General features: G+C 45.9%; 24 protein-coding genes. All 24 read right to left on the reverse strand.

Annotation, left to right across the window (positions count from 1 at the left end; genetic code table 11):
• Position 1: 1 nt before the first annotated feature.
• Positions 2 to 1,348 (reverse strand): flagellar biosynthesis protein FlhF, encoded by a 1,347-nt coding sequence (flhF, locus tag ACQ5DJ_RS17540; protein WP_429843601.1) that lies wholly within the window; start codon positions 1,346 to 1,348, stop codon positions 2 to 4.
• Positions 1,345 to 3,387 (reverse strand): flagellar biosynthesis protein FlhA, encoded by a 2,043-nt coding sequence (gene flhA, locus ACQ5DJ_RS17545; RefSeq protein ID WP_429843602.1) that lies wholly within the window; start codon positions 3,385 to 3,387, stop codon positions 1,345 to 1,347. The genes flhF and flhA overlap by 4 nt, the downstream gene beginning before the upstream one ends.
• An 18-nt stretch (positions 3,388 to 3,405) precedes the next feature.
• Positions 3,406 to 4,503, reverse strand: a complete 1,098-nt coding sequence (flhB, locus tag ACQ5DJ_RS17550) for a flagellar biosynthesis protein FlhB (RefSeq protein ID WP_429843603.1) — start codon at positions 4,501 to 4,503, stop codon at positions 3,406 to 3,408.
• Positions 4,500 to 5,282 (reverse strand): flagellar biosynthetic protein FliR, encoded by a 783-nt coding sequence (gene fliR, locus ACQ5DJ_RS17555; RefSeq protein ID WP_429843604.1) that lies wholly within the window; start codon positions 5,280 to 5,282, stop codon positions 4,500 to 4,502. The genes flhB and fliR overlap by 4 nt, the downstream gene beginning before the upstream one ends.
• A 3-nt stretch (positions 5,283 to 5,285) precedes the next feature.
• A complete protein-coding gene (fliQ, locus tag ACQ5DJ_RS17560; RefSeq protein ID WP_007719290.1) occupies positions 5,286 to 5,555 on the reverse strand; it encodes a flagellar biosynthesis protein FliQ in 270 nt (89 codons plus the stop codon).
• 30 nt (positions 5,556 to 5,585) lie between these two features.
• Positions 5,586 to 6,347, reverse strand: a complete 762-nt coding sequence (fliP, locus tag ACQ5DJ_RS17565) for a flagellar type III secretion system pore protein FliP (protein ID WP_429843605.1) — start codon at positions 6,345 to 6,347, stop codon at positions 5,586 to 5,588.
• Entirely contained in the window at positions 6,344 to 7,024 is a 681-nt protein-coding gene (locus ACQ5DJ_RS17570; protein WP_429843606.1) for a flagellar biosynthetic protein FliO, read from the reverse strand. The genes fliP and ACQ5DJ_RS17570 overlap by 4 nt, the downstream gene beginning before the upstream one ends.
• Complete coding sequence (locus ACQ5DJ_RS17575) at positions 7,024 to 7,386, reverse strand: response regulator (protein ID WP_007719294.1); 363 nt, start codon at positions 7,384 to 7,386, stop codon at positions 7,024 to 7,026. Before ACQ5DJ_RS17575 ends, ACQ5DJ_RS17570 begins: the two co-directional genes overlap by 1 nt.
• Before the next feature lie 36 nt (positions 7,387 to 7,422).
• On the reverse strand, positions 7,423 to 8,781 hold the full coding sequence (gene fliY, locus ACQ5DJ_RS17580; RefSeq protein ID WP_429843607.1) for a flagellar motor switch phosphatase FliY: 1,359 nt from the start codon (positions 8,779 to 8,781) through the stop codon (positions 7,423 to 7,425).
• Positions 8,774 to 9,769: a flagellar motor switch protein FliM gene (gene fliM, locus ACQ5DJ_RS17585; protein WP_429843608.1), complete on the reverse strand. Its 996-nt coding sequence runs from the start codon at positions 9,767 to 9,769 to the stop codon at positions 8,774 to 8,776. The genes fliY and fliM overlap by 8 nt, the downstream gene beginning before the upstream one ends.
• Positions 9,770 to 9,808: 39 nt before the next feature.
• On the reverse strand, positions 9,809 to 10,264 hold the full coding sequence (locus ACQ5DJ_RS17590; protein ID WP_429843609.1) for a flagellar basal body-associated FliL family protein: 456 nt from the start codon (positions 10,262 to 10,264) through the stop codon (positions 9,809 to 9,811).
• A 15-nt stretch (positions 10,265 to 10,279) separates the two neighbouring features.
• The gene (locus tag ACQ5DJ_RS17595) at positions 10,280 to 10,501 is read right to left on the reverse strand and encodes a flagellar FlbD family protein (RefSeq protein WP_007719303.1); all 222 of its coding nucleotides are present in this window, start codon (positions 10,499 to 10,501) and stop codon (positions 10,280 to 10,282) included.
• 71 nt (positions 10,502 to 10,572) lie between these two features.
• Positions 10,573 to 11,391, reverse strand: coding sequence for a flagellar basal body rod protein FlgG (gene flgG, locus ACQ5DJ_RS17600; RefSeq protein ID WP_429843610.1), 819 nt, complete (start codon positions 11,389 to 11,391; stop codon positions 10,573 to 10,575).
• Between the two features lie 101 nt (positions 11,392 to 11,492).
• A complete protein-coding gene (locus ACQ5DJ_RS17605) occupies positions 11,493 to 11,888 on the reverse strand; it encodes a TIGR02530 family flagellar biosynthesis protein (protein ID WP_429843611.1) in 396 nt (131 codons plus the stop codon).
• A 23-nt stretch (positions 11,889 to 11,911) separates the two neighbouring features.
• Positions 11,912 to 13,123 carry a flagellar hook-length control protein FliK gene (locus ACQ5DJ_RS17610; protein ID WP_429843612.1) on the reverse strand — a complete coding sequence of 404 codons (1,212 nt, stop codon included), beginning with the start codon at positions 13,121 to 13,123 and terminating at the stop codon, positions 11,912 to 11,914.
• A 61-nt stretch (positions 13,124 to 13,184) separates the two neighbouring features.
• Positions 13,185 to 14,087, reverse strand: a complete 903-nt coding sequence (locus ACQ5DJ_RS17615) for a MotE family protein (RefSeq protein ID WP_429843613.1) — start codon at positions 14,085 to 14,087, stop codon at positions 13,185 to 13,187.
• A gap of 12 nt (positions 14,088 to 14,099) precedes the next feature.
• The gene (gene fliJ / locus ACQ5DJ_RS17620; protein ID WP_429843614.1) at positions 14,100 to 14,546 is read right to left on the reverse strand and encodes a flagellar export protein FliJ; all 447 of its coding nucleotides are present in this window, start codon (positions 14,544 to 14,546) and stop codon (positions 14,100 to 14,102) included.
• A gap of 1 nt (position 14,547) precedes the next feature.
• Positions 14,548 to 15,867: a flagellar protein export ATPase FliI gene (gene fliI, locus ACQ5DJ_RS17625; RefSeq protein WP_429843615.1), complete on the reverse strand. Its 1,320-nt coding sequence runs from the start codon at positions 15,865 to 15,867 to the stop codon at positions 14,548 to 14,550.
• Positions 15,864 to 16,682: a flagellar assembly protein FliH gene (gene fliH, locus ACQ5DJ_RS17630; protein WP_429843616.1), complete on the reverse strand. Its 819-nt coding sequence runs from the start codon at positions 16,680 to 16,682 to the stop codon at positions 15,864 to 15,866. The genes fliI and fliH overlap by 4 nt, the downstream gene beginning before the upstream one ends.
• On the reverse strand, positions 16,666 to 17,679 hold the full coding sequence (gene fliG, locus ACQ5DJ_RS17635; protein ID WP_007719331.1) for a flagellar motor switch protein FliG: 1,014 nt from the start codon (positions 17,677 to 17,679) through the stop codon (positions 16,666 to 16,668). The genes fliH and fliG overlap by 17 nt, the downstream gene beginning before the upstream one ends.
• Positions 17,680 to 17,691: 12 nt before the next feature.
• The gene (gene fliF / locus ACQ5DJ_RS17640; protein ID WP_429843617.1) at positions 17,692 to 19,278 is read right to left on the reverse strand and encodes a flagellar basal-body MS-ring/collar protein FliF; all 1,587 of its coding nucleotides are present in this window, start codon (positions 19,276 to 19,278) and stop codon (positions 17,692 to 17,694) included.
• Between the two features lie 30 nt (positions 19,279 to 19,308).
• The gene (gene fliE / locus ACQ5DJ_RS17645; RefSeq protein ID WP_429843618.1) at positions 19,309 to 19,605 is read right to left on the reverse strand and encodes a flagellar hook-basal body complex protein FliE; all 297 of its coding nucleotides are present in this window, start codon (positions 19,603 to 19,605) and stop codon (positions 19,309 to 19,311) included.
• An 18-nt stretch (positions 19,606 to 19,623) separates the two neighbouring features.
• On the reverse strand, positions 19,624 to 20,082 hold the full coding sequence (gene flgC, locus ACQ5DJ_RS17650; protein WP_429843619.1) for a flagellar basal body rod protein FlgC: 459 nt from the start codon (positions 20,080 to 20,082) through the stop codon (positions 19,624 to 19,626).
• 2 nt (positions 20,083 to 20,084) lie between these two features.
• Positions 20,085 to 20,498: a flagellar basal body rod protein FlgB gene (gene flgB, locus ACQ5DJ_RS17655; RefSeq protein ID WP_429843620.1), complete on the reverse strand. Its 414-nt coding sequence runs from the start codon at positions 20,496 to 20,498 to the stop codon at positions 20,085 to 20,087.
• Positions 20,499 to 20,713: the final 215 nt, after the last annotated feature.

The following is a 20,713-nucleotide window of genomic DNA, read 5'->3' on the forward strand; positions in this document are numbered from 1 at the left end:
CTTACTCTCCCATAATCATCGTTGAAACCAGCTCGGGTGTAGCTACAACGATATCATCTGGTACATTTTGACCTGTCGTTACATAGGAGAGCTGTAGATTCATCTCCTTACAAACATTCAACATCGTGCCAAAGCTGTTCGTTTCATCTGCTTTTGTAAAAATGACTTGCTTCACTTGAACTTCCGCAAAATTTTGGACGATCGCTTTCATATCGTTGAATTTGGAGCTCAAGCTAAGTACTAGGTAGTTCACGCTGTCTTTTCCATGCTCCAACAATTCACGAATGCCTTCCACGTACTCATCGTTGCGAAAATTTCGTCCAGCCGTATCCACAAAAATGAGGTCACAATCGCTTAAGCGTTCCATCGCTGCTGCCATTTCTCTCGGAGAAAAGACAACCTCCAGCGGAACATTCAAAATGTTTGCGTACGTCTTCAATTGCTCTACAGCTGCCATTCGATACGTATCAGCCGTGATAAAGCCGATTTTTCGTTTTTCCTTCAACATGCTGTTCGCCGCAAGCTTCGCAATGGTCGTTGTTTTTCCAACCCCTGTCGGACCGAAAAAGAAAGCATACCGTACGTTCTTACCCAGCTTTGGCGAAGAGGCTGTATATGGCTCGATCATCGAAGTGATAATCTTTTGGCATACAGCAAACGCTTCTTCATCCGTCCACTTTTCACCCGGTTGCGACATTTCCATTACTTTTCGAATGATTTCCGCTGTTAGCTCTTCAGTCACTTCTTGATTCAATAACTTTGCACGAATAGACTGTATCGCCGGAGGAAGTTGTTCACTTAAGTCATGCACCAACAGCTTTTGAAACATTTGACGCATATCTCGCATTTCAGTGGCAATCGCGTCATGATTGCTTGCGGGTAAAGCTTTTTCTTGTGATGTCATGACAGGAGCATACTGCTCAACTGGCTCTCCTTGCTTTTGCACAGCTCTCGTATCTAGGATCGCTTCTTTTGGAGGCGTCGCAACCGCGGTTTGTGTCATCGCGGCTACGACCTGCTCCCTACCTGTTGATTCGACTTGTTGATTGTCCGATGTTTTTGTCACCGGCGGTCTTCGATACGCTTGAGCAGCCGTGTACGTACCCGTCTGCGATTTGGGCAAAACGTTGTTGGTTCGATGTTCAGCTGCTACTGTTGGATTTTCTCGCTCGGATGCCTTTTCATCGACAGCAGCGATTACTTCGATTCGTTGTTTGCCAAACATCCCGAACAATCCACCTGTTTTGATCGGCTTGGAATTAAGAATCACTGCATCCATTCCTAAGTCCGTCCTGATTTTTTCCATTGCTTCTGGCATCGAATCGACCATGTAACGTTTTACCCTCACGAAATGTTCACCATCCCTACGCTTTGCACTTCAACATGTGGTTCGAGCTCGCTGTACGACAAAACGGGAACGTCTGGCATCATGCGATCTACTAATTGACGCAAGTACATTCGGACCGCTGGTGATGAAAGAATGATCGGCTGTTGACCCGAATTAATCATTTTGCTCACTTCAGTCGACATGTTTTGGAATATTCGCTGAGACGTTTCCGGATCCATCGCCAGATAGCTTCCTTGCTCAGACTGTTCCACACGTTCAGAGATTGCTTTTTCCAATCCTGCTCCAGCTGTTAGCACGCGAAGTGGTTGCCCTGGCTCCGTAAATTGGAGTGTGATCTGTCTCGCCATCGCCTGTCTCACATATTCTGTCAGTACATCTGGATCTTTTGTATACAAGGCTTGATCCGCAAGTGCTTCAAGGATGACGTGGAGATTTCGAACAGACACTTTTTCCCGCAACAACTTTTGCAATACTTTTTGTACGTCCCCAATGGCGAGCATACTTGGAATCAGCTCGTCTACGAGAACTGGTGCTGTCTCCCGTACATTGTCGATCAGGGCTCTTGTTTCCTGGCGACCTAACAATTCGTGTGCATGTCGCTTGATAACCTCTGTCAGATGCGTAGCCACAACTGATGGCGGATCGACAACTGTATAGCCAGACAGCTCAGCAATCTCCTTATTCTCTTCTGTTACCCATAATGCAGGCAATCCAAACGCAGGTTCTACTGTTTCTATACCAACAATGGAATCATCTTCGATCCCCGGGCTCATCGCCAGATAGTGATCCAGCATGATTTCCCCTTTTGCGACCTGGTTGCCTTTTATTTTAATCATATATTCATTCGGTCGAAGCTGGATGTTGTCACGTATACGAATGACCGGTACAACGATCCCCATCTCGAGTGCGATTTGTCTTCGAATCATAATGACCCGATCTAACAAATCTCCTCCCTGCTTCACATCTGCAAGCGGGATTAAGCCATAACCGAACTCGAATTCGATCGGATCGACCTGTAACAGGTTCACGACGCTTTCTGGACTGCGTACTTCTTCCAATTGCTGCTCTTCCACCTGGTCGGCGGATTCTTGGATTTGCATCTTTTGATTCTTCTCCATTTTCCAAGCAGCAAATCCCATTATCCCGCATACCGGAAGTACAGGCAGAATTCCTATCGGTGTAAAGAGACCCAGCAATAACATGCACCCGGCTACGATATAGAGAAGACGCGGAAAGCTGAACATTTGCTTGACGATGTCTTCACCCAGACCTTCACCAGAAGTGGAACGCGTTACAATAATACCCGCTGCGGTCGAAATTAAGAGCGCTGGAATCTGGCTCACCAGTGCGTCACCGACAGACATGGTAGTGAATCGAGAGGCAGACTCAGCAAAGCTCATATCGTGAATGAGCATCCCGATGATAAAACCACCGATAATATTTACGATAAAAATGATAATACCCGCGATGGCGTCCCCTTTTACGAATTTGCTGGCACCATCCATTGCTCCATAAAAGTCAGCTTCGTTCTCAATCTTTTTTCTGCGGACACGTGCTTCTGTTTCTGTGATCATTCCTGCATTCAAATCTGCGTCGATACTCATCTGTTTACCAGGCATCGCGTCGAGCGTAAAACGTGCTGCTACCTCAGCTACACGCTCAGAACCTTTCGTGATTACGATAAACTGAATGATGATCAAGATCAGAAACACGACGAAACCGACGACTTGATTACCACCGACTACAAAGCTACCGAACGTTTCAATAACTTTACCGCCTTCACCGTGCGATAGAATATTTCTCGTCGTCGACACGTTCAAGGCTAGTCGAAAAAGTGTTGTAATAAGCAAAACCGTCGGAAAGATCGAGAATTCCAAAGTTTCTTTTGTATACATCGACACAAGCAAGATGGTCAATGCAAGGGAGATATTCAAAATCAACAGCAAATCAAGTAGCGCTGAAGGAAGTGGGATTACCATCATGACAACAATGCTTATGACAAAAAGGATCGTACCAACTTCTTTAAATTTGAATCCCACTGGTTATCCTCCTTCCATTTATTTCACTTTCCCTTGCAGCTTGTAGACGTACGCGAGAACTTCCGCGACCGCTTTAAACATCTCTTCGGGAATTTGTTGCCCAACTTCAACTTGACTATAGAGAGCCCGGGCCAAGGGCTTGTTTTCCATGGTAACGATACGATGCTTTTTCGCTACTTCCCTTATTTTTAATGCTAGATAGTCTTGCCCTTTGGCGATTACCGTCGGTGCACTCATCGCACTTGCGTCATAGCGAACGGCAACGGCAAAGTGAGTCGGGTTCGTAATAATGACATCCGCTTTGGGAAGCTCCTGCATCATACGGCGAATGGCCATACTTCTTTGCCGTTCACGAATCTTCCCTTTAATGAGCGGATCACCTTCCGCTTGCTTATGCTCGTCCTTGAGATCCTGCTTGGACATCCGCAGATTCTTTTCATGCTCATAACGCTGATAGGCGTAGTCCAGAGTCGCGAGAATGAAAAGCAATAACCCGAGATAGATTCCCAGCTTTGTCACCTCTTCGGCAGTAAACGATAGGACTGCTCCGAGAGACAATAAGGAAAGCTGTACAACTTGTTCCTTGGCATTCCACAAAATGACGTACGCGACATATATGCCTGCGCTTATTTTTAATAAAGATTTCAGTAGCTCTACGAGCGAGCGTAAGGAAAAAATTCGTTTTGCCCCTTTAATTGGATCGATCTTTTCCAGTTTCATTTGGAGGGGTTCTGTACTAATTAGCCAGCCTACCTGCATGTAGTTCACCGCGAATGCGACAAGAAAACTCAAGCCTAGGATAGGTCCTACAATTTTTATCGCTTCAAATACGAGCTGCATCACGATGACTTTTAAATTTTCTTCATTTACTTGCCACGTCGTGTATGTAATCAATGACTCCCGCATCAAATCTTGAAATGTGCCTAACATGGTTGAGCCAAGCATCATTAACAGAAAGAAAAATGCTGTCAAAGATAGGGCTGGGGAAAGATCCTGACTTTTCGCGACTTGCCCTTTTTTTCGTGCGTCTTGCTTTTTCTTGGGCGTAGCTTTTTCTGTCTTTTCCCCATTAAAAAATTGAAGATCTACTTGATAAGAAAGCCTCAATTGATTCATGGTGATCCTCCGAGCGATTTCATCATTTCTGCAAGTGCCCGGAACATGTTCCCAAACAATCCGTTCAGGGTCAGCAAGAACGCAGGCATCACCACGATTAGCAGTAAAAAGCCCGCAAGCAGTTTAATGGGCAAGCCCACCACAAAGATATTAAACTGCGGAACAGATTTGGCGATAATACCAAGAGAGAGATCAACCAGAAACAATGCAACGACGATAGGTGCCGCAATCATAAAAGCACTCACAAACATCGTTTGAAATGTTTTTACTGCTGTCATCATGACATTTTCGCTTCCGAAAGCCGCCCACATGATGTCCACCGGTATAACCTGGTAACTGCTTATCACACCTTGTATCAGCATGTGATGCCCGTCAATACTGAAAAAGTACAGGACAGCGAGAATGTTTTTGAAGTTACCTGTCACCGGGATATATGTACCCGTTTTGGGGTCAATCACGTTTGCCATTGCGAGACCCATCTGCATGTCCATCAGTCCGCCGGCAACCTGAATGGCGATAAACATCATTTCACATATGTAACCAAGAATGGCACCAACAAGCGCTTCCTTCATGACATACAGAATAAATGTCAAATCCATCGGAATCTCGCCTTGTACCGGCAAGGATTGAAAACTGATGACGGCAATGATAAACGCGAGACCGATTTTAAACTGATTCGGTACACCACGAATCGAAAAGAACGGAGCCGTTACAAAGAAGGCACTCATTCGGACAAAAACAAGCAAGAATACGGGCAGATACATCAGAAAAAGATTCATATGCTACCCAACAAAACGATGAAGGTTACCGAAGATCCCCATCGTAAAATCAAGCAGTACCCGAAGCATCCATGGACCAGCAGCCAAGATCACGACAAATACGGCCACGATCTTTGGAATGAAAGCGAGTGTCTGCTCCTGAATTTGTGTCGTTGCCTGAAAGACGCTGACCATCAAACCGACCAGTAAGGCGACCCCAAGTGCGGGTGCCGAAATGAGCAGGATGGTATAAACAGAGCTTTGGGCAATCTGCATAAGTAATTCTTGTGTCATGCTCTACCTCCTGAGGCATTCGGAATGTCGCTAAAAACTGGTCAAAAGTGATCTCACAATGAGATACCAGCCGTCCACCATGATGAACAATAAAATCTTAAACGGCAATGAAATCATAACCGGCGGTAACATCATCATCCCCATCCCCATCAAAATACTGGAGACGATCATATCAATTACCAGAAAAGGAATGAATATCATAAAGCCGATCTGAAAAGCCGTCTTCAATTCACTAATGGCAAAAGCAGGTACCAGTGCATTCAAAGGAATATCTTGGATCGATTTTGGACGTTCGGCTTTTGTGTATTCCAGAAAAAGTGCTAAATCTTTTTCACGCGTCTGCTTAGCCATAAATTCCTTAAAGGGTATGACCGCAGCGTCAAGTGCCTGCTGTTGCGTTAGTTTTCCATGCATAAATGGCTGCACGGCTGTTTCGTTTACTTGTCCGAGTGTCGGAGCCATAATGAAAAATGTCATAAACAGCGCAAGGGCAATCAATACCTGGTTCGGTGGCATTTGTTGAGTTGCCAACGCATTTCGTACAAAAGACAAGACAATGATAATTCGCGCAAAACTGGTCATTAAAAGCAAAATCGCTGGAGCTACAGATAGTACTGTCAAAATCAGTAACAGCTGAATGGCCGTCGATGTCTCCTGCGGTGTTCCGGTTCCGCCGCCTATCTTCAAATCAATGCTCGGAACAAGCGGTGTCCCCGCTGGCGCCGCCATGACCATATCAGGTACGGATAGCAACACTGCGACAAGCATCAGCACCTGCAAAAAATATTTCATTTTTGGTCCCCTCTGTCCTGAGCTTGCTCTTTCTTCCAATGTTCTGTTTGGTCTGGACGATTTTTCAAGTCGTTCCATTGACCTTGCAACAGATCTTGAAAGCTTTTGCCGTCCATATCAGAAGAAAACAAGATTTCTTCTTCTGCCTGCTTTTTCTTACCGAACGGGAGCCATTCTAGCGAGAATGGGCTCTTCATTGGTTTGATCTCAGCGTCTGCCAAGATCAAATCTACCTCTTCACCCGGTTCGATCCTACGAAGCAATTGAACGTTTTCTCCCACGCCCACGATGTACAATGAGTCGCCGATCATAACAACCTGAAGTGTTTTGCCATTGCCTAGCGCAGTAGCGCTAATCACTTTAATCGGTCCATGACTTTGAGCCCCTTGACGTCGACCAAGAAAACGGAGCAATAAAAAGATCAATACTGCAATAAAGCCAAGCGAAAAGATGACTTGAACTAGATACCCGATCATACTTCCTGTTCCGCTGCCCGGAATGGCCGCCGGCTGTTCACTGCCGGCGGGCGCATTGCTAGTTGGCACTTTTCCCTGGTTGTACGCATCCGCTACTGAACCTTCCGCAAAAGCGGTACTCGGCAGGGAGGAGACGAAAAGCAACAGGATCAGACTGAAGGCTAAAATGAGTCTTGCCCCTGCATTCCGGATCATCATCATTAGCTCATTGTCTTTTTGATCGCTTCCAGAACGCGATCCGCCTGGAATGGTTTTACGATGAAGTCTTTTGCGCCCGCCTGGATCGCATCGATTACCATCGCTTGTTGACCCATCGCGGAGCACATGATCACACGCGCGTTAGGATCCAACTTTTTAATTTCTTTCAATGCAGAAATTCCATCCATCTCTGGCATGGTGATATCCATGGTTACGAGATCAGGTCCCAATTCTTTATATTTTTCAACTGCTTGTGCACCGTCACTTGCTTCCCCTACGACGCTGTACCCGTTTTTCGAAAGAATTTCCTTGATCATCATACGCATGAATGCTGCATCGTCTACGATTAAAACTTTGTTAGACATGAATAGCTCCTCCCTAATACTTCCCTCTTGATTGTATTATTGTAATTTTTGAACACGATCTATCTGACTGATGATGTCTGTAACACGAACCCCAAAGTTTTCATCAATGACGACAACCTCGCCCTTGGCAATTAATTTGTTGTTCACCAAAATGTCTACATGCTCACCTGCCAGCTTGTCCAACTGTATAATCGATCCAGCGGACAAGTCAAGGATTTCTCTAATAAGCTTTTTCGTACGACCTAACTCAACTGTTACTTGCAAAGGAATATCGTGAAGCAAGTTCAAATTCTGTATGTCTCCTGTATACATAGGAGCACCTCCAAGTGGAGCAAATTGTGCTGGAACTACATTCGCCTGACTAGCTGCAGGACCTCCGAAATGCTGTGGTGTTGGTGGAGCCATTGGAGGCTGCTGATACATACCTGGGTACGCAGCGTAGCCTGGTGGCATCATTGGTTGTCCATACGCGTCAGGATACATCGGTTGTCCTGGGTAGCCCATTGGCTGTGCGTGCCCGGACGGTTGCTGATACATCGGTTGTTGCTGTTGTAGTGGCGCTACAGGCGGTACGTGGCTCTGTGATTGCTCTTGCGTACTGGGTTGGATAGAAGGAGCCGACAGACTCATAGCAGGCAGAGAAGGCATCTCTATCTCATCTATGAGGGCCGCCGCTGCTGCTTCATCCTCTGAACCTCCAACCAGTCTATCAATCATCTTTTTCGCAAAGGAGAGCGGGAGAAGCTGCATAATATTTGAATCGATAAGTTCGCCTTGCTCTCCTACCTTTAAACGGAAAGATACTTTCACCAGAGGACTGTCATCTTCAGAGAAACTGTCTCCACCCTTGCCTTGCGCCAGATCCATTACATCGATGCCTGGTGGCGTAATATTAATGAACTGGTTGAAAATCGTCGACATGGATGTAGCAGCGGAACCCATCATCTGATTCATTGCTTCCTGAACCGCGCTGATATGCAGCTCAGACATTTCAGTGTTCGACGGTCTGCCATCTCCGCCCATCATCAGATCCGCGATAACTGCAGCATCTTCCATGCGAATGACTAACAGGTTAATTCCTTGGAAACCATCTGTGTATTCCACATGAACTGCCACGTGAGGAATCGGAAATTCGCTTTCCAATTCATCGACATTGACTACGGTAACAGTAGGGGTTGTAATATCTACTTTTTGACTTAATAAAGTAGATAACGCAGTAGCTGCGCTCCCAAAGGAGATATTACCTATTTCTCCGAGTGCATCCTGTTCAAACGGGGATAGAAAATCGGCAACATCCTGGGCTACTGCCGACACAGCTTCCTCTTCGTCCTCAACCAAGTTGTTCGCACGTAATAGCGCGTCTATCTCGTCTTGAGAAAGCATATCTCTACTCATTTTGTTCCTCCCCCTCCTCAATGACTTCATCAATCTGTACGGCGACTCTTCCTTTAAGTGTTCCTGGCTGACCCAAGAACTTTATGTGGTCGCCAACTTTAATTTTCAACTTGTTGTCGATAGATTGATCTAATTGAATGACATCGCCTTTTTGTAGCTGTAGGAAATCTCCTACTGTAATCGTAGCTGTTCCCATTTCAGCAACAATCGGCAATTTTGCAACTTTTACTCGCTCTTCTACACGCAGACGCTCTTCTTCATCCCGCGTTTTCTTTTGTTTGGAGAACCAGTATTGTCCAGACAGCTTTGTCATGATTGGCTCCAGTACCACGTGAGGCAAACAGAGATTGATCATTCCTGTTGTATCGCCGATTTTGGTACTAAAGGAGATTACCACGACAATCTCGTTAGGTGAGACGATCTGCATGAACTGTGGATTCATCTCCAAACCTTCCTGATACGGATCTAGCTCAATGATTTGCTTCCATGCCTCGTGGAAAGTATCCAGCGCTTTGCCAAATACACGTTCCATCACCGTTGTTTCAATTTCCGTAAGGGCGCCCATCTTTTCCGGAATCGCCCCCTGTCCTCCCAGAAGTCGATCCAGCATGGTATAGGCGATGTTTGGATTTACTTCCAAAACCATTCGCCCTTCCAGCGGAGGAGCTTCAAAGATGTTCAAGATGGTCATCTTGGGAATAGAACGTATAAATTCGTCATACGGCAATTGATCGACGGAGGCAACCGTAATTTGCACGAAGGTACGGAGCTGAGCTGAAAAATACGTAGTCAACAGCCTCGCGTAGTTTTCATGGATTCGCGTTAAACCACGGATCTGATCTTTTGAGAACCGCAGGGCGCGTTTGAAATCATATACTTTGACTTTACGCTCAGTTTCTTCCTTTTTCAGCTCGTTGGCATCCATTTCGCCCGAAGATAGGGCAGCCAACAGCGCATCAATCTCACTCTGTGAGAGAACCTCGGCCATATGTCGTCACCTCCTTGCTATGTATACCATAATCGCTTCCTATGACAAGACGCGTTTGGTTGTCACTACTTGAACAATCTTACCTTCTTGCATCAGGGAGCTGATTTCATTCATAATTTTTGCTTCCAGCTTGTTCACACCTTCAGTTCCTTTTATGTCTTCTGGTGTCAACCCCGCCAATGTTTTAATAATCACCTGATTGACTTGCGGCAAACGCTGCTCCAACTCTGTTTTCGCATCAGCACTGTCCGCCGTAATACTAAAGCGTACAATCATGTAATTATTCGTTAGCAAGTTCGTAGTAATTTCGCCAGTGTCAACGGAGAACTCTTTCATTTCCTCTGCCGTGAGCGGCTTGACTGCTTGCTCATCCGTCGTGGCTGTTTGCGCAGCCGGGGAGAGATACGTTTGCCAGAGAACAAACGAGATCACTCCAAGTAGCGATATCGCGATGATAATGATTAGAGCCATGTTAAACAATCGATTTTGAAACATCGCTAATGCCTCCCGCTATTCATTTGAATCAACCGGCATTTTCGGTACAGATGTTGCCGGAGGAACGTTATGATAAAAAGCCTGAACACGTTCAGCGATGGATTCCACCGAATCCTTCACGATGTACTTTCTGTCGTTGAACAGCGTGATCACGCTATCCGGAGTTGCCTCAACAGTTTCAATGTGAGTGATGTTCAGATAAAAAGTAGATCCATTAAACCGAGTTAACTTAATCATTGGCTGCTCCTTTCCGGTTCAAGCTGGGGAAGGCTTAGAACACTTCCCCGGCTTTTTTCCGTTAAACGAAATTATCGTTTCAGGTTCACCAGTTCTTCTAGTACTGTGTCAGATGTCGTGATGATCCGAGAGTTTGCTTGGAAACCGCGTTGTGCCACGATCATTTCTGTAAATTCTTCAGAAAGGTCCACGTTGGACATTTCCAGTTGTCCTGCGATGATGCTTACTTTTGCATCTGCTGGCGTCACTGGTGTCATCGGGTCACCATCATTCGCTCCAGCGTTTACTGTGTTTTCGTAAAGGTTGTTCCCAATCTTCTTCAAACCACCTGGGTTATTGAAGGTCATTACCCCAATGGTATTCGTAGAGTCTAAGGCACCTGTTTCATCTACCGTTGTGATGACTCCGTCTTTTCCGATGGAGTAAGAAACAATCCCATCATCTTGACTGATCTGAATTACACCTGGATCAGAGTTCATGAGCTTCATCCCTTGGGAGTTCACCAGATATCCCTCGGCATCACGTGTAAAGTTACCTGCACGCGTATAATAGATCGTGGCTCCTTCATCCGGGCTTACCATAAAGAATCCATCGCCCTCAATTGAAAGGTCTGATGGCAGATTGGTTGTCATCGGACTACCAGCAGAGAAGACGGTATCAATGGATGCGATTGAAGCCCCCAGTCCAATCTGAGTTGGGTTCGTTCCGCCCTTCCCACCTGCTGTAGGAGCCCCAGCCCCTTGAACGTTTTGGCTCAATATATCTTGGAACATAACGCGACCCTTCTTGAAACCAACCGTGTTTACGTTCGCGATATTATTACCAATAACGTCCAACTTAGTTTGAAATCCACGCAGACCTGAAATACCTGAATACATAGATCGAAGCATGCTAACTTCCTCCTTTACCTTCTCATTTACAGCGGCTACCTCTGTCAGTCGGTAGCCGAATGGGCTTCCTCATAAGGAGGTCCAGCCCAGTAAACAGTCACCTACACGAAAATGGCACTGTCAATGTTAGTAAATACGTTGTCCTTCATGCTGCCATCGTCTACGGCTGTAATAATTTTCCGATTTACGATGCTCACGACGTAGGCCACATTATCCATCATAACGAGAGACTCTCTGGCGCCTTTGGCGGCTGCTTTTTGCACAGCGGATTCCAAACGCTCCATCTGCTGTCTTTCTAACGTAATACCCCGCTCCTGCAAGCGATTGACGGCATGCTGGCTAAAACTAAGTGGCTCCACCTTGGTTGCAGCGCCAATCGATTCCGTCAAATACTGCTGAAATAACGTGTTGTTTCCCGGAGCAGTTTGGGTAGTAGCTTTTGCGACGTGATTCGTTTTCGGAGGAAAATAGGGTTGCCCCACACGAAAATGGTTCATGTTGCTTCCTCCTTTATCCAATCCTAGACGATGTCGTCAATGCCGCGAGCCGTTTCCCGCAATCGATTCCATAGCACTTCTGTTGATTCATTGCTGTCTACCAGGGCATCGAGAGCAAATTCTTGCTCGTCTTTCTCTTGCTGTTGTCGATTTTCTTGTTGTTGTCGTGCCTGTTCTCGCTGCTGTTGGAAGTTAAAAGCTGTATCCTGCTGCTGGTTTACCTCTAAGCGATCAACCTGCAAGCCTTGTTGGGTCAACGCAGCTCGAAGCTGCGGAAGCTGATTGTCCAGCATTTCCTTTCCAGCCTGTGTTTCGGCATGGAACTGTGCTGTAATCACACCATTTTGAGAAGTAATTGTTACATCTACTTTGCCCAGAGCTTGTGGATTCAGAATCAGCCTTGCCTCATGTACGCCATTGTGTTGCGTCAACTGCATTTTGGACACGAAAAGCTGTGTGACTTGCTGGGTCAGTTGATTGGCGTTCACATGATGTGTTGGAACCGTCTGCTGCGAAAAGGTCTGTACAGATTGTGTCTGTGTATTAGATGAAGCAATAATTGGTGTCTGACCATTTCCATTCAACATGCCCTCTTGTGCATCGCCTTCTTGATTCAAAACGCCACCTTGTACGGTTGGAGACTGAATCCCTGCCTCTAGCTTGTAAGCCGAGAGACCTTGATTCAACCGCAGTGGAGAAATCGTCTTAAACGCGTCCTGTTGCGTTGTGTTCATGTTTGCCATCACATCGGATCGCAAGTTCAGGCCACTTCTTTTTGTCTCTTCTGCATTTCCTTTTTGATTCTTCAGGGATTCGAGAAGTGCTGCCAGCTTGTCCAGTTCGTTTGGAGTTGCTTCCCCTTTTTTCAGGTTAGCTAGAATCTGCTTCAAATCCTCACTTACTTGACCAGCATTTCCTTGCGCTTTACCCAAGAGTTGTTCAATTGCAGTTGCAAATTTTTCTTGAGCGTCAGGCGGTAATTCGTCTTGCGTAGTTTGACCAGAACCAAGCAGTTGGGCAAATAATGCCATGAGCTCAGCTAATGCTAGCATTTCCTCTTCACTTAAACCCTCTGGCGCCACCATGGTCTCTTCTGGGTTCCCCACCTGATCCAACACCTGCATCAATTGCATGGAAAACATTTGACCTAAGCCAGTTCCTCCGGCATTCGCTGCAGGTGTCGCTGTAACAGATCCTGCGGATCCTACGGCAGGAGTCAAATTGGCCACATTCATCTCGTTCACCTCCTCTTCTTTATTTGTTGCTTATAGAAACGAAAACAGATGATTACTCAATCTATTTTCGAAGCAACTCTGTCGTGATGCGAGCCGCCAGATTGCCATCTTCTTTCTTGTCATCATTGGCGATCGCAGAGAGAGTTTGTGCCCGTTTATCCACAGGCAAATTTTTCATTAAGATGATGGCTTGGCCCTGGTTTGTCTGCATAAGTGAACGAATGATAGCAGCTGCATCCGCTGGAGGCAATTGAGCGAACGTCTTTTTTAGATCCTCTGCAGATTCAGAACCATCACGCGTATCGCTTAATGCCTTTGTCAGCACATCAACACGTTGTTGCAAGGCCGCAATGTCATCATCCTTGTTCACTACTGAATCTTTTAACAAGATCGAAATATCGGCAGCTTTCTTCGGTTCCATCTTGGCCAAAATGTCTGCCTGTTGTGCAGGTTTCATTTTTGTCATGACCGCAACTGACTCTTGCAGTTTTAGATTTTCAATGATGGCTGCCGCATTCTTTGGAGACATGGTCGTATACACTTTTGCCAAGTCTGTAAATTGCTTTTGACGTTCTTCCTCAGTCGCACGCTTGTCTTCCATTGCCTTGTTTACATCATCGAGTTGCTTTTCCAATGCCACAATGGTAGCGTCTTTCTTTGCTGACTCTTCTTTTAAAGCGGTAATCTGCTGCTGGTTATTTGCTTGATCTCGCTGTAGGGTTGCCACTTGTTTGTCCATGTCAGGTTGTTCTTCTGAATCGGGAGTTGCCGCATATTCGTCCGGGACTAATTTTTCCACGTACGGTATGGAGTTAGCCCAGTGGAGAACAGTCCCTAACACGTTAACTCCGAGCAAGCTCAGGAGCACACCGCCAAGGAGGCTGGCAAACAGTGCAGGAATGACAATCATATAAAAGAACCATTCCCACCTGCCGTATTCCCGTTCTTCTTGGATTTCTTCCATTTGGAACCTCCCTCAGTAGCTTCGGCGAAGATAGAGCTGCGTACCGATTTCATCCAACTCTTTTTGCTCTTTTTGCTTCTGGTCGTCCAGAAATTGGTGGAGCGACTTTTCCCGAAGGCGTTGCCATAATTGGGACTCTTTCATACGTTCCGTCAATCGTGACTGACAGCGTTCCACATCCTGTTCACAACCGTGCAAGGTACGTTGCTGATTGTGTATGGATCTCGCAACAGATTGCTGATATTGCGTAATGGAAATGAGCTGTGCAGCACTGCATGTCTGCATCTGTACTTCCTGGAGCTTCACCGTCATCTCGTCATGATGATCGGTTAGTTGAGAAAGCTTCCACTCTTCTTCGTTTTTACGCTGGATCGACTTTCCGAAAGCCCACTCTGCTTGTTCTTTTTCTTTTTCCTTTAAATCAAGAACCTTTTGGAGATGAAACTGAAACACTCGCACGTTAGTTCACTCCTCCGAAATGAGCTGTCAACGCTTGGATAGCGCCCTGCAAAGTAGATGGCTCATGCGTTCCTTGTGCCGTAAAACCAGAAATGATATCACGATAGCGAATAGCCGCATCGATTTCCCGGTTGCTTCCAGGCTTGTACGCCCCAATATTAATGAGGTCCTCCGCTTCACGAAACGTAGCCAAATGCTTTTTCAGCTGACGAGCAGCATCCAAATGGTTACTATCGACGATTTCATTCATGACACGACTTACACTCGCCATCACATCAATGGCAGGAAAGTGACCTTTGTGAGCGATTTTTCGGTCAAGAACGATGTGACCGTCCAAAATTCCCCGCGCCGCATCCGCAATCGGATCGTTCATGTCGTCAGAATCAACCAGTACGGTATAAAAGGCTGTAATACTTCCCTTATCCGCTGTTCCCGCGCGCTCCATCAGTTTTGGCAGCATCGCAAACACCGATGGCGTATAACCACGCGTAGCCGGCGGTTCTCCGATTGCCAAGCCCACCTCACGTTGTGCCATGGCAAAGCGGGTGACGGAATCCATCATGAGCATGACATTCATTCCACGATCGCGGAAATATTCCGCTATGGATGTTGCAATCATTGCTCCCTTGATTCGAATCATGGCAGGTTGATCGGAAGTAGCTACAACAACAACAGACCGCTTTAGTCCTTCTTCCCCAAGATCGCGCTCAATAAACTCCATGACTTCACGACCGCGTTCTCCAATAAGACCAATGACATTGATGTCTGCCGTAGTATTTCGGGCGATCATTCCCATCAATGTACTTTTTCCTACCCCTGATCCCGCGAAGATACCGACCCGCTGACCTTTCCCGATGGTAAGCAGACCATCTATCGCTCTCACACCTACACTCAATGGTTCTTGAATACGCGGTCGAAGGATCGGATTTGGCGGCATATTGTTGGTAGGATAAGACGCCAACCCAAATGGCAGTGAACCTTGATAGGGTCGTCCTAATCCATCAAGGATTGAACCCAATATTTCAGGTCCAACTTTTACATCTAGCGAACGTCCTGTCGCGACCACATCACAACCTGGACCAATTTCGGTTAATTCGCCTAATGGCATTAACAGCACTTTGTTTTCGCGAAAGCCAACGACTTCTGCGATAATCGGTTCCTTAGTGTTGGCCGGATATAGATGGCATATCTCGCCTAATTTCACTTCTGGGCCTTGCGACTCAATAGTGAGTCCAACAACCTGTGTCACTTTGCCATTCACGCGCATCGGATCTAATCCATGCAGCATGTGCTTGTACTTCGAGAGATCTAGGATGCTCATGGAGCCTCACTTCCTCTGGCAATCGTAAGCAGCGCCTGCTTAATCTCCTCCATTTGTGTATCAATACGGGCATCGACACTCCCCAAAGCAGTACGGATGACACAGCCACCATCTTGTACGGTATAGTCAGGATAAATGGAGAGTTCTGCTTGTCCATCTAACAATTCCAGAAAACCAGCTCGATGTTCGAGCACATAATCGAAGTACTTATGGTTGACACACACCGTAATTTCGCCATGAACACGTGAGCGGCGGAGTGCTTTTTTGGTCATTTCCAGGACCTGCTCGGGATGCTGTTGCAAATCCTGTCCAATGATTTTTTTAGCAATTTCCACGCTGAGTTCCACTAGAAAAGGCTCCGCCTCGGCTATAATCTGCTTTTTCTCGGCAAACGCCTGTTCCAGAATGGTTTTTGCTTGGCTGAGTGTAGCTGTTTGCTCCTCGTACGCCTCACTTTTACCCGTTTCGAAACCTGCCTCGTGCCCTTCCGTCATAGCCTGCTCTTGTACTTGTTGAAACAGTTGCGCAGCTTCCTGACGCTTTTGTTCCCACCATTCTTCCATCTGAGTAAGCGTCTCTTGTCTTAATTGCTCTGCTTGCTCCGCAGCTTGCTGCAAGATGTTTTGAGCGGTTTCTTCTGCATCTGAGATGATCGTTTTTGCCTCGATCTCAGCTTGATTTAAAATTTCTTGATTTTCTTGCAACCTTTCGGCAACTTCTTCCGTCTTAAGTGGTACAGGCGTTACCGAGAGGAGAAAAGATTCCTCAGAAGGCCGATAATTGGCGCTTTTGATGATCCTAGACAATGATATCATCTCCTCCACCGCGGGCGATGATGATCTCACCAGCCTCCTCTAAGCGACGGATGATTGCAACGATACGAGATTGTGCCTCTTCGACGTCGCGAAGGCGAACTGGACCCATAAACTCCATTTCTTCTTTGAAGGTATCCGCCATCCGTTTGGACATGTTCCGGAAAATAACTTCCCGAACTTCTTCGCTGGATACTTTGAGAGAAAGTTGCAGATCAGCATTTTCCACATCGCGGATAACGCGCTGAATCGAACGGTTGTCGAGTGTAGCAATATCTTCGAAGACGAACATGCGCTTCTTGATTTCTTCTGCCAGTTCTGGATCTTGAATTTCGAGGGAATCCAGAATCGTGCGTTCGGTTCCACGATCGACACCGTTGAGTACAGCCACGATCGCTTCGATCCCGCCTGCCTGCGTGTAATCTTGGGTAACTGTGGCAGAGAGCTTTTGCTCCAATACCTGTTCAACTTGAGCGATTACTTCCGGTGAAGTACTGTCCATAGTCGCAATACGTTTCGCAACCTCTGCTTGACGTTCTTGCGGTAGAGCGGACAGGATCATAGCTGCTTGTTGAGCCTCCAGATAAGAAAGCACCAAGGCTATCGTCTGCGGATGCTCATTTTGGATAAAGTTAAGGATTTGACCTGGGTCAGCCTTTCTAGCAAAGTCAAACGGTCGAACTTGAAGGTTTGCCGTTAAGCGATTAATAATATCCATCGCTTTGGTCTCACCCAAAGCTTTTTGCAAAATTTCTTTTGCGTACGTAATCCCGCCTTGTGCAATTACCTCTTTGGCAACTGCTATCTGGTGAAATTCAGATAAAATTTTATCTTTTTCATCTGTATCCACTTTTCGCACATTGGCGATTTCTAATGTCAGTTGCTCGATCTCATCCTCACGTAAATGCTTGAACACCTGGGCGGAAACTTCCGGCCCGAGTGAGATGAGGAGGATAGCTGCCTTTTGTCGTCCTGACAACTCTTTAGCGCCGCGAGCCATACCATTCACTCCTTAATCTTCTGCTAACCAAGTACGAAGCAGAACAACAAACTCATCTGGTTTGCTTCGCGCCAATTTTTCAAGTTGCTTTCTGACCACTACCTGGTCTCCATCTTCTTGGTAAATCAAGTCTGGTATTTCGGCCGCGTTTAACGGGGTCAGCAAATCTGGCAATTCTTCTTCTTGTTGTTGCTTCGCTAGACTGCGTCTGCGATAAACGAGGAAAGCAACAGCAGCAAGTGCCAAGACTGCAATACCACCAACTGTCCAAAGAACAGCAGGACTTAGTGCACTCGAATTCTCAATTTCAGCTTTTCCTGAGAACTGTCGAGGGAGTACAGAAATATGCTTGTCCAACTCAGCATCCGTTAAATCAGAAACCTGATCACTTAAAGTGACACGAACAACATTGCGCAACACTTGTTTGATGCTCTCGAGCGTAGCAGCATCCAACGTTCCACCAACTGGCGGTTCTACTCCAACATTGATTGTGATGTCTTCGATCTTATACGGGCTTGATGTAACATTTCTTGTGATGCGATTTACTTCACGATTAATCGTATCATTCAACTCTTCGTATTGACTGTTACTTCCTTGAGGGGTAGCCCCGGGGTAGTTCGGAACTGCATTATTATTGGTTCCCGCAATTCCCCCTGGAGGTTGACCTTGTCCAGAGAAGGCTTTTGATAATTTTTGAGAAGAAATGATAAGTCCTTCGTTATTCTCTTTGTCAGGTGCCTCAACTATGTTCTCTACGCGATTTTCTTTGTCAAAGTTCATTTTGATGAACGTATGGACAATGACTTTATCGCGTCCCATGATTGTCCCCAACAAGTTGTACAGGTTTTGTTGAATTTTCTTTTCAACATCTGCTTTGATTGTTTCCTGTTGCTTAAAGCTACTCAATGTGCCTTCGTTTTCATTGCCTTCGGAACGTTCTAGCGGATTGGAATACTGGTCTGTAATCGCAATCGCTTCCATCGGCAATTTCGGAACGCTTCGGGAAACAAGCAGATATAGCGAGTTAATTTGCTTTTGATCAAGCGTTGTTCCAGGTTCAACATCGACGATAACGGAAGCCGTCGCTGTATCCGGAGTCTCCGTCACCCAAACGCTTTCCTGCGGCAATGTAATCATCACTTGTGCGGAGCGTACACCTTTTACACGTTCCAGCATCTTGCGCAGCTCTTGTTGTAAAGCCTCTTTCTTCATGACATCAAATTGACGATCTGTAACTCCAAGGGTACTCGAGAAAATTTCTGCATTAATTCCTGCTTGACTCGGAATACCTTGTGCAGCCAAATCCACAATGACATCTTGTGCCATTTTTTCTGGAACCTCGATACTTGTACCATTCCCCGTGATTCGATATGGAATTTGTGAAGTTTCCAACTCTTGCTTGATAGTCCCGATTTCTTGTTCACTCAATCTTTGGTTGTAAAGTGGTTTGTACACCGGCTGAGAAGCGATGTATATGTATAGACCAAGAGAAATCAAGAGGAAGAGCGAAATACCGAGAATCATCCATTTTTGTTTCTTGGAAAATTGGTTCCATTTTGACGTAATCTGGTCTTTGTATACTGCTAAACGTTCGTTCATGTTTCACCTCTCAAAGGATACCAACAACGATCAAATCGACATGCGCATGATTTCTTGATAAGACTCAATCATCTTGTTCCTGACCTGCATAGTCATTTGTAGCATCACGGAAGCTTTTTGACCTGCAACAGTCACTTGGTGCAAATCTGTAATTTCTCCCGCTGCAAACCTGTCGGCAAGATTCGACGATTCTACTTGCGCCTGATTTACTTTATTCATGGCATCCGATAGAAACGATGAGAATTCTTGGGAAACTTCTGCTGGGGTTGGCTTGTTCACACTCGGTGTACGAATTGACGTTAGTTGGGAGATTGCACTCATTTCCATTCCTTACTGTCACCCGCTTTACTTGATTTCCAATGCTTTTAGCATCATCGATTTGGAAGCGTTCAGTGCTGTCACGTTGGCTTCGTATGATCTTGATGCGGAGATCATGTCCACCATCTCTTTCATCGGGTCGACATTCGGCATCAAGAGATACCCGTCTTGATCTGCATCTGGGTGAGATGGATCAAATACTCGCTTAAACGGAGTATTGTCTTCTTGAATCGCTGTAACCTTCACACCTTGTCCACCCCGACTTCCTGAGACCGTCCCCACGGCTGCTTGTAGGAAGTTATCAAATGTTCCATTTGTTTGAGGGGACAACTCCACCATTTTCCTCCGATATGGCTGCCAGGCGCCATCTACGAAGTTTCCTCGAGTGACTTCCGCATTCGCAATATTGGAAGCAATCGTATCCAATCGTAAGCGGTTAGCTGTTAAGGCAGAAGCACTTGTGTTAATTCCTTGAAACAAGCTCATCTTTATTTACCTCCACCATCAATTACACTGCGCAGTTTTTGAAAATGTCCTGCTGTCAATTGCGTTAAACCGCTGTACCAAATTTGGTTTTTGGCCAATTCTGTTGTTTCTGTTTCCAAGTCAACATCATTGCCACTGTTCTGAATGAAGTTATTCGGATTGGACACAACCTGTGGTACTGCAACGCCCCCTGCATTTCCAAACGGAATGTGTCGTTGATTGGTCCGATACGCTTCTAACTTGCCATTTCCCGCTCTTGCGCTCAACTCATCTTGCAAAAAGCTCTCGAAGATGACTTGTTGACTTTTGAATTGAGGGGTGTCTATGTTGGCAAGGTTGTTAGCGATCGTTCTATGTCGCAATGTTGCAGCGTCGAGTGATCTCTCCAGGACCTGCAGATGGTAACTATCCAGCATTTTTCCTTCTCCCCCAATATGAGTCAATTACTTTCCCTAAAACCACCTATATTTCCTGTATTTTCGACACCCTAATACGATTCAATCATAGCAAAATCAATTTGGACAAAAAAGCCCCTTTTCATGTCGTTTTTCAAAATGATTCAATGGGACTAAATCCCTTATCTTTCCTGTTTTTTTACTGCTTTTTACAAGGAATCCATATTCAAAGCATT

Source organism: Brevibacillus sp. FIR094 (assembly GCF_050477165.1).
Taxonomy (GTDB): domain Bacteria; phylum Bacillota; class Bacilli; order Brevibacillales; family Brevibacillaceae; genus Brevibacillus.